11 protein-coding genes are annotated in these 15874 nt (G+C 37.2%); all 11 read right to left on the bottom strand.

Features of this window, described 5'->3' with window-relative positions:
* Positions 1 to 23 precede the first annotated feature (23 nt).
* Positions 24 to 890, bottom strand: coding sequence for a carbohydrate ABC transporter permease (locus tag DLJ74_RS12575; protein ID WP_109984733.1), 867 nt, complete (start codon positions 888 to 890; stop codon positions 24 to 26).
* Positions 891 to 910: 20 nt separating this feature from the next.
* Positions 911 to 1789 (bottom strand): carbohydrate ABC transporter permease, encoded by an 879-nt coding sequence (locus tag DLJ74_RS12570; RefSeq protein ID WP_054789188.1) that lies wholly within the window; start codon positions 1787 to 1789, stop codon positions 911 to 913.
* A 175-nt stretch (positions 1790 to 1964) separates the two neighbouring features.
* Entirely contained in the window at positions 1965 to 3293 is a 1329-nt protein-coding gene (locus DLJ74_RS12565; RefSeq protein WP_109984732.1) for an ABC transporter substrate-binding protein, read from the bottom strand.
* A 114-nt stretch (positions 3294 to 3407) separates the two neighbouring features.
* On the bottom strand, positions 3408 to 4175 hold the full coding sequence (locus DLJ74_RS12560; RefSeq protein ID WP_054860705.1) for a response regulator transcription factor: 768 nt from the start codon (positions 4173 to 4175) through the stop codon (positions 3408 to 3410).
* 6 nt (positions 4176 to 4181) lie between these two features.
* On the bottom strand, positions 4182 to 5915 hold the full coding sequence (locus DLJ74_RS12555) for a sensor histidine kinase (protein ID WP_109984731.1): 1734 nt from the start codon (positions 5913 to 5915) through the stop codon (positions 4182 to 4184).
* A 112-nt stretch (positions 5916 to 6027) separates the two neighbouring features.
* Complete coding sequence (locus DLJ74_RS12550; protein ID WP_109984730.1) at positions 6028 to 6798, bottom strand: DeoR/GlpR family DNA-binding transcription regulator; 771 nt, start codon at positions 6796 to 6798, stop codon at positions 6028 to 6030.
* Between the two features lie 161 nt (positions 6799 to 6959).
* Entirely contained in the window at positions 6960 to 8042 is a 1083-nt protein-coding gene (locus DLJ74_RS12545; protein ID WP_109984729.1) for a glycoside hydrolase family 172 protein, read from the bottom strand.
* Positions 8043 to 8166: 124 nt separating this feature from the next.
* The gene (locus DLJ74_RS12540; RefSeq protein WP_109984728.1) at positions 8167 to 12282 is read right to left on the bottom strand and encodes a carbohydrate-binding protein; all 4116 of its coding nucleotides are present in this window, start codon (positions 12280 to 12282) and stop codon (positions 8167 to 8169) included.
* Between the two features lie 44 nt (positions 12283 to 12326).
* Positions 12327 to 13220, bottom strand: a complete 894-nt coding sequence (locus DLJ74_RS12535) for a carbohydrate ABC transporter permease (RefSeq protein ID WP_109984727.1) — start codon at positions 13218 to 13220, stop codon at positions 12327 to 12329.
* Between the two features lie 28 nt (positions 13221 to 13248).
* The gene (locus DLJ74_RS12530) at positions 13249 to 14184 is read right to left on the bottom strand and encodes an ABC transporter permease (protein WP_054860751.1); all 936 of its coding nucleotides are present in this window, start codon (positions 14182 to 14184) and stop codon (positions 13249 to 13251) included.
* 105 nt (positions 14185 to 14289) lie between these two features.
* A complete protein-coding gene (locus tag DLJ74_RS12525) occupies positions 14290 to 15840 on the bottom strand; it encodes an extracellular solute-binding protein (RefSeq protein WP_181397552.1) in 1551 nt (516 codons plus the stop codon).
* Between the last annotated feature and the right edge of the window lie 34 nt (positions 15841 to 15874).

Raw genomic sequence — 15874 nt, 5'->3', positions numbered from 1 at the left:
GTTTTCATCAAGCTATATAAAATTTAACCTTTGATCGATCCCGCTGCAATCCCTTCTACGATACGATCACTTAGGATTAAAAAGGCAATTAAAATCGGGATAATACTAATGACTAGTGTTGCCCCAATCGCACCCCAATCTGTCAAATATTGACCGATAAAATTTTGGATACCTACTGTTAATGTCTTAAATTTATCTGAGCTAATAAATGTATTTACAAAGACAAACTCATTCCAGTTGTAGATCATATTAATGATCGCTGTTGTCGCCATCACCGGTGTTGTCATTGGTAATGTGATTTGGAAGAAGATACGATGAACAGAACAACCATCTACGACAGCAGCTTCCTCTACCTCACGTGGTAACGTGTAATAAAATCCTAATAAAATCATAATGGTCAAAGGTAAATTAAAAGCCGTATAGGATAAAATAATCGATAACGGATGATCTACTAAGTCTAGCTGTAAGAAAAAATCAAATAGTGGAATTAAGGCAGAATGAATGGGAACCATCAAGCCAACCATAAATAATCCAAGAACGAGCTTATTTAGCTTCCATTGCATTCTCGTTATCGCAAATGTGACAAAGCTTGCAAGTAATACCGTTAAAATAACCGATACTATTGTAATCCAGACACTATTAAAGAAATAGAGATCAATATTACCGTCTGTCCATACCCTAACATAATTCTCCCATTTCGGTTCTTGTGGTAAAGCGAATGGAGACAATCCAAATACCTCTGCATTACTTTTTAGCGAAAATAGAAACAACCAGATTAATGGATATATTTGAAAAATAGCTACTATAATTAAAGCTATATAAAGCACAGTCATACCAATTCTTGTCCAAGCACTTTGGTCGGACTTAACGTTTTGTCTACTCAAAGCCATCCTGTTATACCTTCCTTCCATTAATATTGCACTTCATCTTCTGAAGCCGTCAGCTTACGAGTCAACCATGTTACGATTAAGGTAATGATCAATAGGAAGAATGCTACTGCACTACCATAGCCAAACTCATAGCTTCCAAAGGCCTTTTGATACATATAGGAAGCAATCACTTCACTCGCTCCATTTGGTCCACCACCGGTCATCACATAAATTAAATCAAAATATTTCAATGACCCAACAATAGCTAAAACGACGGTTACTTTTATAACCCCGGAAATTAAAGGTACCTTAATTTTATAAGCAATTTGTATAGGATTTGCTCCATCAATCTTTGCTGCTTCAATCAACGATTCTGGAATACCTTTTAAAGCGGCATAGTAGATGATGATATAAAAGCCTGCATATTGCCATAAGATCGCTACAAAAATTGCATATAAAACTAAATTAGGATCTGCAAGCCATGCTGGAGGAGACTCAACACCTAAGCTCATTAATAAACTATTTAACATTCCATTATTTGGATCATATATCTTAATCCATAGCTGCGCAATCGCAACAGATGACAACAGCATTGGGATTAAGTAAATTTTTCTTAATAGATTAGATCCTTTTATTTTTCCAGCTAATATTAAAGAAATAATTAAATATCCTGCAAGACTGATCGTTGAAAATAATGCTAGTAAAAAGGAATGTCCTGCACTTTCCCAGAACTTCGCATCTTTTACTAATTCCATATAATTTTCAAGACCAATAAATGTCATGGGACCAATACCATTCCATTCCATTAGCCCATAGTATCCAGTTAATAAAATCGGCCCATAAATTAAAGCAACGATTAGTATTAGCGCTGGCAATACATATAAAGCAATGACTAGTTTATTTGACATTACTTTGTTCATAGAAAAATCCCCTTCTCCTTATTTTTAGAAAAGAAAAGGAGCTGTACTCAAAGCTAGCTCACGGCGGACTGGAGCAATGACAAGTTCCATACATTTGTAAACTAGCTTTTAAGACAGTTCCTTTTCGAAGTTGTTGTATAATGATTGATTGGTTACTTCGATAGAGAATACTAATTTATTCTTCTGCTGCTAGTGCATCTTCTTGCTCTTTTGCAAATTCCTCTGGTGTAACAGCTTTACCAAATAATGCTTGTATCATATCTAGATGAACTTCTGCAACACTTGGACTCATTTGTACATCTGCATAAAGTGTTAAATTAGATGCTTCATTTAAATCATTTAAGATATCAATATACATTTGTGGTAACTCCATACCTTCTGTGTTTACTTTTGTCGCAGGGATAACACCAGCATCTGTAACCGATTTTTCGCCCCATTTTTCTACAAAAAAGGCAACAAAATCTTTTGCTTCTTCTTTTACATCTGAATTTTCTGCCACAAATAATCCAACACCTGGACCACCTACGAAGCTATTTATATCGCCTTTTCCGCCTTCAACCGTTGGAAACTTCATATATTCCACAGAATCTCTAAATTCCTTTGGATTATCTTCATTAGTAGTCCATTCTGGTAAATCCCAAGTTGCCATAAGATACATGGCTGCTTGTTCATTAATAAAATATCCTTTTGCTTCGTCATTACCAAGACCGTTAAAACCATTGATAAATGTATTCATATCTACAAGCTCTTGAATCTCCTCTGCTGCTTGAATCAATGCAGGATCTTCAAAGCTACCTGTGCGATTAATCGCATTATTCAATACTTCTGGACCACCAATACGATCAGCTAAGTACATATACCACATAGACCCAGTCCAACGATCCTTGTTTCCAAGAGCTACAGGAGTAACGCCATTATCTGCCAATGTTTGAATCGCAGCTTTTAACTCCTCATATGTCTTTGGAACTTCCACTCCATTTTCATCAAAAATACGTTTGTTGTAATAGATTGGCGTAATATTTAATTCTAATGGTAAACTATAAGTCGTTCCATCAATTTGATAAGCTTCTGCAGTACCAGCTACAAATTTGTCTTTTAATGGACCTTCAAGAACATCATCTAATGAAGCAAACATATTACCGCTTACATATGGCTCCAAAAATCCAGCTGGCCATGCCATTCCCACATCAGGAAGCTCATTAGAGGTGGATAAAACCTTTAATTTTTCTTTATATTGTTCATTTCCTAATATCTCCACTTCCACCTTAACGTCTGGATTTTCTTCTTCAAATTCTTTAATAATATTATTGACGATTTCATGATGCTGTTTAGAACTACCTTCTGGCCATAAGTGCATAAATTCAATCGTCTTCTTCCCTGAGTCTGAACCGCTTTCATTTGAATCATCACTCGTTTCAGATTCAGAATTTCCTCCACATGCTGCAAGAATGAAAACAAAAGCGAGAGACAAAACGAACAAACTCTTCTTCCATTTACCCTTCATTGTAAAACCCCCTTGAAATATGTTTTTTCATTGCCATTTCAGTTTAGCACCAAGTTTTTTTCTCTGTAAGGTATCAATGATTAGGTAAAATACCACTAATTTTAGAAATCGTTTTCAATTACTTTTTCGATACACATTTGGTGTCATATTTTCATATTGCTTAAATAGCTTGATAAAATATTTAGAAGTTTGATAACCTATTTGTTCTGCGATTTCAGAAATGGTTAAATCAGTTGATAATAATAGCTTTTTTGCTTCCTGCAATCTTCTGCGAGTGAGATATTCACTAAAGGTCATATTCAGTTCTTCTTTGAAGAGTGCACTTAAATAACTAGCATTTAGATGGACTTCTCCTGCAACTTTTTTCAGAGTAAGCTCCTCAGCAAAATGCGATTCAATAAAGGCGATCGTTTCTTTTACGGCTCGGTTATAGGATGTTTCATTGCTTACTTCCATCCATTTTTCATCTACGATTCTCTTTACCATCCCTCTTCTTTTTAATTCTTCTTCCATTGCTATCGCCTTCTCGATTGCTTCCATTAGCTTTTCTTTCGCAATCGGCTTTAACAAATAATTGACCACACCTAGCTCCAGTGCTTGATGAGCATAGTCAAATTCAGAGTAAGCAGAGATAATGATTACTACTGGATCTTGGGCCTTTTCCTTTAATTGCTGTAACATCTCTAGTCCTGTTACCTCAGGCATGCGAATATCTGTTATTAAAACATGGACCTTTTGTTGATGAATTTGCTTGATTGCTTCTGTTGCATTTTCTGCCGTTAGTACCTCGTATCGGTCAATGGCGTTTCTCTCTATTGTCTTTTTTATCCCTTGGCGACTTCTAGGCTCATCATCCACTACTAATATCACTTTTCGTTCCATTCACTCTCAGCTCCTTATCGGAATTTCAAAGCTAACCCTCGTACCCTTTTTCTCTTCGCTTTCAATCACAATTGGCTGATATTCCTTTTCTTCAAAAAATAAATTCAGTCTCTTCTGAACATTATATAAAGCTAGTCCTGAACCTCTTTTGTTTTTGTGATAACCACTCATCAGGCTGTTGACATGTGCAAGCATTTCTTGATTCATACCTGGTCCATTATCAATTACTGAAATACGCAATCGATTTTCTAGCTCCGTTTTTTCAATATTAACCGTCACATGACATGGGCCAACTACATTTCCAGCCCCATGTAATATTGCATTCTCTACGATTGGCTGAATCATCAGCTTCGGAATTTTTGCATCTAACCATTGAAAATCTACTTCCTTTTCCCAATTTAATCGATCTCCAAATCTCATGCGCATGATTTCCATATATCTTTCAATGTGGGCTAGTTCGTCTTTAATCATTACCCACTCCTCTTCATTTTCCTTTGTAATCGTATAACGGAATAGCTCTGACATCGCTAGTACAACATTGGCTAATTCCTCTTCTTCCTTCTCATCTAATGACCAGTACAAGGCATCTAATGTATTAAAAAGGAAATGTGGGTGAATTTGTGCTTGTAATGCCTTCAGCTCTGTTCTATTCTTTAATAGCTCTTTTTCATAGACCATTTGCACAAGATAGTTCGTCTCAGCTGCTAGCTGGTTATAGGTTTGATTTAATTCATTTATTTCGTTCGTTGATGGAATGACAGGATTCTGTGCAAGCACACCTTCCCCTGCTTCACGCATTGTTTTCGTTAATCGTGTAATCGGCTTGGTGATAAACGTAGATAAAAAATAGGAGGATACTAAGAAAATCATAATACCAATTATTCCTGCCACTACAATCCCTGCCTGAACGGTAGACATCCCATCGGTTAGATGCCTAACAGGTGTTAACATATAAGTGGTCCAGCCTGTGAGTTCTGAGGTATGTTGTACAATCATATATTCTTCATCATCGATCATGAGCCTGTCCGAATCCGTATGCAGTAAACGATTCCTATCTCCATTAAAATTAGAAACGATTGGTCTATTCTGTTCATCTAACACCACCGTATAATCCTTGAGCCCCTCCTCCTGCTTAGTAGGATTAAGCTGAAAATGACTTCTGCTTATCCTTGCAAGGATGTAACCACCTCTAAGAAAATTCCGATCGACTAAGTTGATTTGACGACCAACCAAAAAATAATTTTCGTCATATGGGTCTTCACCAAGCCAGATTAATCCCCCTCTTGCTTCATTGGCAGCTGTAATCCACTTTTTATTTACCCTATCAACTAGACTCGTAGAATCAATCGGGATGACACGCTCGTAATTTTTTGTATAAATTTCGATGGAATAAATACCATCCGCATTTGCTTGAATTAGATTCACGGTATTCATTAAGGATTGTCTTTGGTCAAATGTAATGGTATCTCCTCTTGTTTCATTGAATAGGGTATGTTGTACTTCTTCATTCGTAATTACTTGTTTCGTTACCATATTTAATTGCTCGTATAAAGAATCATAACGGCCACTTGATTCAATAGCCGTTTGTCTAATTTGTTCTTCTGCATTATTTTGTAACAAATCCTCTACCGAAATGTAAGTAATGGCACTAACTATGATTAGTACTAGTAAGATAACGAATAAATAGACGACTAGTAATTGATTTCTTAATGTATTCCACTTTTTAATATGTTTGAGCATTCTATCACTCCGCGACTTTGTTTATCGGATAACCTAAGTTATGATACTATTATACTATCATATTACGACAAATAAAAACACCTAGTAATTTCTTACTAAGTGTCTCTACAAGTTAAGTAATGGCTTTGATCACTTGTAATCCTAATTCTTCTATTTGATGAACATCCTCTTCATCCACTTGGCTATCTGTTACAATCCGTTGAACTTGATCTAATTTCGAAACATGTGCAAAGGCTTGTTGATGAAATTTATGATGATCTGCTAATATATAAGTCGTATCTGCAATCTCGATCATCTTCTGTTTGACACGTGCCTGTTGTTCATTGGACTCACTAATGCCTTTTTCGAAATGGATCCCTTTACAAGAAAGAAATGCCTTATTCACATGATATAAATCAATCGAACGCTCTGCTAGGGGACCGACATATGAAAAGGAGCGGGCAAGTAACGTCCCACCAGTTGAAATAACCGTTACATGATGTTTTTTACTTAATTCTAAGACAACATTCACCGAATTAGTTAAAACGGTAATGGGTATATTCGGTAAATTTTTGGCAACATATAAAGCGGTTGTACTAGCGTCTAATAAGATCTTATCGGTCTCTACAATGTGTTTTACCGCTTCTTTTGCTATTTGTTTCTTTTCCTCTACATGAGTAATTTCCCGTTCTTGAAAAGGAATCTCTGGTCCATCTGAAGAAGGTTCAATACTTACAGCTCCTCCATGGCTTCTGGCTAGCTTTTTTTCCTTTTCTAGCTTCTCTAAATCTCTTCTGATTGTTTCATCTGTTACGGAGAAAAGTGCAGATAATTCTGATACCCGCACACTTTTTTTCTGATTCACTTCCTCCACAATGCGTTGGTGTCTTTCTGCAACTAACATAGTCTATGCCCACCTTCTATTTTACGGCTACCTATTTCCCATTTATAATTGAAGCTTCCAGTTTTTATTTGTATTCATTCTATCATAGGTTATACAAAAAAATAAGCAAATTATAGATGGTTTATAGCTAGGTAACGTAATAGAAGATTTTTATTCACCATCTAAATAATTTCCAACGCATCTTTATTAGGTAGTGTTGGAAAATCCCCATGCGGTTCCGTTTGATACCAATAAGCTACAGAAGAAATATCGTCTTGCAACGGGAGGTACCTTCCTCCTGAACGCCACCCTAGAGCTTGAATGGTTACCCTCAAATCTTCTTCAAAGCGTATTGGGTCCATGATATGCCATCTATACATTCCAAATCGTTGATTCGCTCGGTAAAGCCCATCAGGTTTAATCACTTGGGGCATACCTAAAAAAGCTGTTGAATATTGACCATACTCCCCTTTTGGTTGTTCAAAATTCCAGGCACCGCCAAAATAATCCTCTGTCCCAGTTCCACATATCGTCGGAAAATCCTCGTCTCCATCCATATAAAACTTAATCTCTCCCTCGCCCCACCATTGATTACTGTTTACTTGCCATGCCAAATAAGTACCTACGTAATGACCATGACCCATAATTCCATCAACAATTGTATGAACTTCTTTATAAGCCAACGGATTACTCCTATTCCACTGTGCGTGAAAATACCCAACATCTTCTGGGATGTCAGTTAAGCTATAATCCACTTGATAATATAGAGGGAATTCCTGATCACTGAGATTAACGACCTTCATATTTGCTGACTTTCTAAACGGCATTTCCCAATAGGCATTCATTCCCCCAGCAGGATTAACAGATATCGGTATCGAATTAACATGACATCTCTCGTTCCATCCGTTACAGAAAAAATCACCAAATGGAACTTCGACGGAGGGATGATCTTCATCGTCCCAGAACATTTGGATAATTAAATCGCGCCAATGTGCTGGGAAAGTAGTCATCCAAATGTGCTGGATAACACCAGGCCCTTCTATATTAGCAATCGTAAAAGAAGTGTTCGATTTCAACATCACAGACGGGGAAACCTTCCATCCTTGACCTAAGTCTCTTGCTGCTTCTGCACCTGTTCCTTCTGTTGCCATTCCCCCTCTACCTTTTCCCCCATCAAAGTTTTCTGCACTAATCGACCTTGTTTTCGCTTTGGATAATCTCGATAAGCTTCCTAAGCCCATTCCTAACCCATTAAATCCACTCATTTTCCTAACCTCCCATTAAATGAAATCTTCCATTGGACATTTTCTGACAGAGATTCCCCACTTCCCAATGTTGAAGTGGGGTCTTAAGAAAAATTAGCACAAGGATTAATAACTAAAATATTTCTTATTTATTTTGCAAATATTCTATCAAATAATTTACATCATATTTTAATTGTTCATAAATACGGAAAGCCATTTTTTCTTTATTTCTTTCTAGATTCATTAGTAGGTCCTTAAGGTGCTTTGTTGCTTGTCCGATCCGACCTTTGTCCATATGATGCTGTGATTGATTTAATTTATTGTATAATTTCCTATACAAGGGTGTACTTAGGTTACCGAGCTTCTCATTTGTTTTGAGTATTTCCTCAATTGAAAGATGATTAATATCTATAGGTTTTACAAGGAAATTGTCAATTTTAGCGTTACTAAATAAGCTTTTCACCCCAACTTTCCCATGACTAATTGCCGTGACACTATGATCATCATAATCAATTTTCGGGGTCTCCATATCCCCTACATATACACGAATATTGGATCCTAACACTTCTACCTTCATATGCTGCCACTCATCCTTTATACCAGATATCTTCACCCCATCCAAATACCCCCAATTATAATTTAGTTTTCCTAGATGCACCCCATCTTCATCTAGATAGGCTACATAGCCTTGCATGAAGTCTGATCTGTTTTGATTATATTCGATTCCATCGGCTGGGTTGTTTACTCTAAAAATTAATCCGGCTTCACCATTGCCATCCACTAAATTAATATCTGCTTCCACACTGTAATCTTTCCAATCTTTTTCCCCGATAACCGATTTTGCGAATGTTCCAAGGCTTGCGGTATACTCCCCTTCTATTTCCATTTCTTCTTTCGGCCCTTGATAAAACCGAAAGCTATGAAAATCGAACTCGCCATTTACAACTTCTACTGTAATCGTATGGTCTCCAGCAGGTAATGAGATGTTCTCTTTAATGACACTTGACCAGTCGTCCCAGCTATCTGTACTTGGTATATCTATTACTCCTGTTAAATCAATCTCATCATCTAGCCATAATCTTACCTGGCTATCTTTAAAAGTTGTGGCAACCTTCATATCCAACGTATAGTTGTCACCTTCACTTACATTTACATTATATTTATACCATTCTCCTTTTTGATTCCACCCAATATTATAAGAACCGTCTGGGTGTACTCTCATATCTACATCATCCTCACGGAACTCTCCTCCCGTATTACCAGCAGTAAGATCGTGGTAGCCCACACCTTCACCACCAGTGATATAGTCTACAGCCTTTATGGTGCCTGGGAGTTCTTTATGATTATCAAAGGTTTGCACGATCATTTTGGAAAGTTCAAATTCGCCCTCTACTGCTTCCACGGTAATTACATGCTTGCCTTCTGGTAATGGAATATCGTTAAAAGTAATAGTTTCCCAATTGTTATTGCCACCGGTGTTAGGAATGGTTATCGTATCTGAAATAGCTTCATCATCTAACTTTAATTTTACTTGGGCATTGTCATCGGTTGAAGATACCACTAAATCCAAGCCGTAATTGCCTTCCTCACTAATATCGACGTTATATTTCAACCATTCTCCCTGTTCGAAGCTTTCTATAGCATATCCACCGTGAGGTAGCAGTCGAATATCCACATCCTCGTGGCGATATTCACCACCACTGTTACCTTCCGTATTATCCAGATAAGCTACTCCTGGACCACCAGAATTATAATCTTCTGCTTCAAGTAATCCAGGAAGAGGCTTGTAAATTTCATAAGAAGCAAACTGAAGGCTGGCAAAATCAAATTCTCCATTGACTATTTCTAGTTTAATTGTATGTTCACCCTCAGGTAAGCGTATCCCTTCGACCATAACGGGATTCCAATTATTCCAGTCACCTGTACTCGGAACATCCACTACGCCAGTTAAGTCTATTTCGTCATCTAGCCATAATCTCATTTTGGCATTCGTAAACGTAGTAGCTGTATCAATACTGAAATGATATTCACCACTTTCTTTTACGTTTATATTATATTTTAGCCATTCACCTGTCTGGTTCCATCCAACCGCCATACCGCCTTGGGGTTTGTTCCGAATATCGACCGCATCCTCTCGAAGAACGCCACCAATATTATCCGATGTTCTATCATGATAAGCAACGCCTTCTCCGCCTGTATTGTAATATGGTGCTTCTATTTTCCCTGGCACTGGTTTATAGGCATCAAAAGGACTTGGCAAATTCGTGTCCACTATAAAGTCACCATCATAGCTAGTCCAACCTTCATCATTCCCATCATTAAAGTCATCGTAAAGAGCAGTTACTTTTTTATGCTTGTTCACTTTCAATTGAGAAAAATCGAAGGAACCTTCAAGTACTTCCACCTTAATCGTGTGTTTTCCTTCTGGCAACGCAACTCCATCCACGAGGATATTCTGCCAATTGCCATCTGTGTCTGGAATGGCTACTATTCCAGTTAAATCCGTTTCTTCATCCAACCAAAGCTTTACTCTAGTATTTTCTTCTTCAGATGCTACTCTCAAGGACAAATCATATTTCCCACTCGCACTTATATTCGTGTTATACTTCAGCCATTCACCTTTCTGATTGGATCCAACCATATATCCACCTTCAGAATTACGTTCAATATCTACTGTATCTTTTCTGTACTCCAAATTAATTTTATCTGTTAATTCATGATATCCTTTTCCGTCCCCGCCAGTGTTGTAATGTACAGCTTCAATTGATCCAGGTAAAGGCTTATAAGCATCAAAGGCATTGCTTCCATTTACTTTATTACTAAAGGCAACATAACCAAAGTGCGCACTTAAATCTTGAGTGGTATATCCTGTTTTTCCACCATTCAGTTTAAGACCCTTTCTCGTTTGTTTTAACATTCCATCAACGTAAATCTTAAAGGTGTCGTCTTCTTTTTCCACTCGAATTTGATGAAGATTAGAGTAGTCATATCCAGATGGTAAATCTGTGCTCTCCCACCCTTGATCAATACCATCTACTTTAAAGAAGGTTTCTAATCGATTTTTCTTAGGGCTTAACAGCGCCACACCATAATTTTCTTCATCTGTGTAGGAAAATATCGCTCCAAATCTAGGATTATCACTAGTTCCCTGTTCTTTCATCTTCATATTGAACTCCGCTGTATAATTTTCAGCTGTTTTTTCCGTTGTGACTAATCGATACCAGTTTTCATCCCCTTTTTTATCTTGAGATAACCATTTCTTATTACTTATTTTCCAATCTCCGCCATTAACGTTCTCCCAGTCGTCACCGATTATATCTCTTTTAAATAGATCACTAAATTCAGGCATATCTGGATTAGGCTGTGCCGTCGTCGTTGGGCCAAGAGTAAGCATTTTATCCCCATTCCAAACAATTCTATCGATATTCGTTTCTCGTCCTGGATTAGCATGACTATGGTAAACGATATAATCAGTATCGAGATCTGGGCCTTTAATAATGGAATTATGACCTAATCCTGTATGTGATCCTTCGGTTTGAATGATAATTGGATTTTGATAGGAATCATCTCCAAAGCCATTTGTTGGCACATCACTGCTACTATAGTTAATTCGGTATGCTTTATTCCATATATGGTTACCAGTATAGGTCATAAAATATTTCCCATTTCTTTTAAGTAGTGTAGCTCCTTCTGTCCAGCCGTTCATAGCAGCTCCCGTATCCACTGGTTCACCGAAGGTATAGGGATCACTCATTGGCCTAGCTATAATCTGATTCGATCCTGTGCTATAAAAATACCACTTACCATCATCATCTATAAACACATGGCCATCTATACCCATCCCTAGATTCTCTGTTTGTTTCTTAAAAGGACCAAGAGGACTGTCACTTTTATATACATAGTGACCATTACCTCCTGGAGATGTGTACATATAAAAAGCACCATTCCAATACGTTACTTCTGGCGCATATGCTGCTTTTGTACTTGCTTCTTCTGTGACCAGACCACCATACTCCCAATCTATTAGATTATTAGATTTCCATACCTTTACTCCACTCTTATCATCGACTGTACTCACATAGAGGTAGTATATTCCGTTATGCTTAAGTATATAAGGATCCCCTTCTCCATAGAATCCTCCATGATCCCACACCCAGGAATCAGGTATATCTAATGGATTACTATAACCTAAAGAAATAGAAGGAAAAAATACAAAACAGCCAATCAAACAAGTGATGAAGGATAAAGTGAATTTATTCATCATGTTCAGCTCCTTCGCTTTTATAAATATTATCAAAATTGTGCTTATCCTTTTATAGAACCAATCATGACACCTTTTACAAAGTGCTTTTGTACAAATGGATACATAATTAGTACTGGCACGCTAGCAACGACTACTAAGGCATATTTAATACTTTCACCGAGTAATATCTTTTCATCCATGCCAAACATACCAGCGGACTCTGTACCACTTAGTTGATTGACAAGTAAGATCTCTCGAAGGATGAGCTGTAATGGGTAAAGTTGATCATCTCGCAAATAAATTAATGCATTGAAAAATGCATTCCAATGCCCCACTGCATAGAACAAAACCATTACTGCAATAATCGGCTTGGACAGTGGCAAAATAATCTTAAATAAAAGCTTAATATTAGAACAACCATCAATCATGGCGGATTCTTGAAGCTCCCATGGTATGCTTGTTTGAAAATATGTTCTCATGACAATTAAATTATAGGTCGCAATTGCATTTGGAATAACCATAGCCCAAATCGTGTCTACCATCCCTAAATCTTGGACAACTAAAAAGGTTGGAATTAGACCTCCATGAAAAAACATCGTAAATGTTATTAAAAACATAAAGATGTTCCTACCAGGTAAATCTCGCCTCGATAGTGGATAAGCAGCAAGTGTACTTAGAATAATATTGATAAAGGTACCTAATGTTGTATAGATAAATGTGTTTTTATAGCCATTCCAAATGTCACTATTCTTAAAGATTTCCGTATAGGCATCTACAGTAAAGCCTTTCGGCAATAACCACATTTCGCCATTCATCACTCTTGAAGGATCACTAAAGGAAGCACTTACAACAAAAATCAAAGGATATAGCACCACTGCCAAAATAATGAAAGACATTACGCCAACCAAGAAGTCAAATACTTTTCCATCGGATATTCCTTTCGTACGAGAAGTCATGACAAGTACTCCTTTCTTGAAAAGTGTTCTACCATAAACTCGTCTCTGCCTTTTTCCGTGCAAAATGGTTTACTAAGACTAATAAAATAAAATTAATTATCGAATTAAATAAACCTATAGCAGAACTGTAGCTAAAATCTCCGTTTAAAATACCGTTCTTATAGACAAAGGTTTGAATGACTTCACTGGATTCCAAATTTAAACTATTTTGCATTAATAAAATTTTTTCAAATCCAACATTCATAAATTGTCCGATATCCAAAATTAATAGAATGATAATGATGGGAAAGATTCCGGGCAAGGAAACATGGATAATTCGTTGAAATCTTGTCGCACCATCTATTTTAGCAGCTTCATACAACTGTGGATCAATTCCACTAAGTGCGGCAACATATATAATGGATTGCCAGCCCATACTTTGCCAAATATTCGATCCAATAAATATTGTCTTAAACCATTCTGGCTTCTCTAAAAAGGCGATCGAATCCTTTCCAAAGGATTGAAGCAAAACATTAACAAATCCACTATCAGGATCTAAGAATAAACTTAACATCCCAACAATAACAACAACAGAGATGAAGTGAGGAATGTAAGTTACATTTTGCACCCATTTTTTTAACGCTGTACTCCGTATTTCATTAATTAATAGTGCTAGCATAATAGGGATAGGAAAAGCGATGACTAAGGACAGTACACTAATGGAAAATGTGTTCCATAGCAATCTACCAAAATAGTAGGAAGAAAAAAACCGTTCAAAATGCTCAAAGCCTACCCAATCACTCCCCATGAAGCCTAAGGCTGGATTAAAATCCTTAAAAGCAATTTGTAATCCATACATAGGGCCATATTGAAAGATTATATACCAAAGTAGTGGTAATAAGAGCATAAGATACAAATCATAGCGCTTTATTACTTGCTTGAGTATGACTTTACTTCTTGGTACCGTCTTTTTCCTTAGCTCTATGTCTGAATGAGAAGCATCACTCTTAAAAGTAGCCACTCTATAACACCCTCTCTTCTATCATGTCGCTAAGCACTAATTGTACTTAGCGACATTTTTTTCTAAAAGTTATTTATAATTTAAATCGTATGCTTCCTGATAGATCTCCTCCAAACGATCTAATCCCATATTTTCAAGTGTTGCCACATACTCTTCCCACTTCTCAAAGCTTAGGTCACCAGTAATAAACTTAGCCGTCGATTCTTGATAATACATATCTATATCCTGCCTTAATTGCTCAACTTCTTTCGTTGTATCCTCATCGAAAATCGGAGCACCATAGACTGCTTCTGGTAAATAAGGATCTAACTTTCCTTGTGCCTCTTGTGCTTCTGGTGGATTAATAGCAGATGCATTTTTTTCTGTCACGAGCTGAGGTGAACCTCCACCTGGCCATGGAGTAAACTGGCCAATTTTCTCTCCAGACACGGATCCTAAGTATTGGGGATTTCCTTCTTCATCATATTCAAAGGTTTCTCCTTCCACTCCATAACGGAAGAAAATAGAGCCTTCCTCACTAAAGAAATGGTCAATCCATCTCATGGTTTCCTGTGGATATTCATTTGCCGAAGTAATAGCAAATGTTCCGAAATCCCTTGCGATTGGAGAAGATGGATGTAGTTGATCGCCATGTGGACCGACAATTGGTGACATTCCAATATAATGCTCTTTCACATCATTAAAGGCATCTGTTGTTTGATTCCAAAAAATGCCGACCTTTCCTGCCGTCATATTTCCGACAAATATCGATTCTTCCTGGGTGAATATCCCTCTATCCATTAATCCTTCAGTGTATAATTTGTTTAAAAATTGCAAATATTCCTTGAGTCTATCATCTGTCATCCATATATTTACTTGATCGTCCTTAATATTAAGCTGATATCCCATTTGATTAACCAGTCCCCACGAACCAGCCATGGAGTTCATTAATTGTCCCCAGTTACGAAAAGTCATTGGTACTTCATCCTGTTCGCCATTTCCATTTGGATCATTATCTCTAAAAGCCGTTAATACCTCTATCAGTTCATCAGGATTCGTTGGCTCTTTAAGCCCTAAGTTATCTAGCCATGTTTTATTAATCCAGATTTTATCCGTACGAGCTGCATTTAATGTTATCAATGCAGGCAATGCATATATATGCCCATCAGGAGCCGTGATCGATGCTTTTATTTCAGGATACTCTTCGTAGAGTGCTGTTAGGTTAGGCGCATACTCCTCTAACAATTCTTCAAGTGGAATGAGAATACCTGATGATCCGTACTCCACTGCCTCTAATTGCGAAATATCAGATTTATAGAATACATCCGGCAATTCACCTGAGGAAAACTCTAAGTTCTTTCTTTCAGCAAATCCATCTTGAGGGACATCATCCCATTCGATGTTCATGTTAGTCATTTCCTCGTATTCCTGAAACATTTGCATATCTTGATATGGCGAATTTACAGGTGATCTTCTTGCAAAAAACCTTAAATCTATTTCTTCCTCCACAATGGGCATACCCTCCTCACGGAAACCTTCGGAAGGTCCTTCATCCACATGATCTTGCTTAACTTCCTCTGAATTCGAGCATCCCCCAGCCAAGAAACCTACCAGAATAAGTAACAAGACAAACTTTTTCATTTTTTTACCTCCTTCATTTTCAAAAACAAATTTT

The sequence above is a fragment of the Gracilibacillus dipsosauri genome (genome assembly GCF_003176895.1).
GTDB lineage: Bacteria > Bacillota > Bacilli > Bacillales > Amphibacillaceae > Gracilibacillus > Gracilibacillus dipsosauri.
This window is presented reverse-complemented; position numbering and strand designations above follow the sequence as displayed.

Excerpts from the sequence above, each read along its gene's own strand:
- DLJ74_RS12575 (WP_109984733.1), bottom strand. The coding sequence starts at position 890 with ATGGCTTTGAGTAGACAAAACGTTAAGTCCGACCAAAGTGCTTGGACA.
- DLJ74_RS12570 (WP_054789188.1), bottom strand. The coding sequence starts at position 1,789 with ATGAACAAAGTAATGTCAAATAAACTAGTCATTGCTTTATATGTATTG.
- DLJ74_RS12565 (WP_109984732.1), bottom strand. The coding sequence starts at position 3,293 with ATGAAGGGTAAATGGAAGAAGAGTTTGTTCGTTTTGTCTCTCGCTTTT.
- DLJ74_RS12560 (WP_054860705.1), bottom strand. The coding sequence starts at position 4,175 with ATGGAACGAAAAGTGATATTAGTAGTGGATGATGAGCCTAGAAGTCGC.
- DLJ74_RS12555 (WP_109984731.1), bottom strand. The coding sequence starts at position 5,915 with ATGCTCAAACATATTAAAAAGTGGAATACATTAAGAAATCAATTACTA.
- DLJ74_RS12550 (WP_109984730.1), bottom strand. The coding sequence starts at position 6,798 with ATGTTAGTTGCAGAAAGACACCAACGCATTGTGGAGGAAGTGAATCAG.
- DLJ74_RS12545 (WP_109984729.1), bottom strand. The coding sequence starts at position 8,042 with ATGAGTGGATTTAATGGGTTAGGAATGGGCTTAGGAAGCTTATCGAGA.
- DLJ74_RS12540 (WP_109984728.1), bottom strand. The coding sequence starts at position 12,282 with ATGAATAAATTCACTTTATCCTTCATCACTTGTTTGATTGGCTGTTTT.
- DLJ74_RS12535 (WP_109984727.1), bottom strand. The coding sequence starts at position 13,220 with ATGACTTCTCGTACGAAAGGAATATCCGATGGAAAAGTATTTGACTTC.
- DLJ74_RS12525 (WP_181397552.1), bottom strand. The coding sequence starts at position 15,840 with ATGAAAAAGTTTGTCTTGTTACTTATTCTGGTAGGTTTCTTGGCTGGG.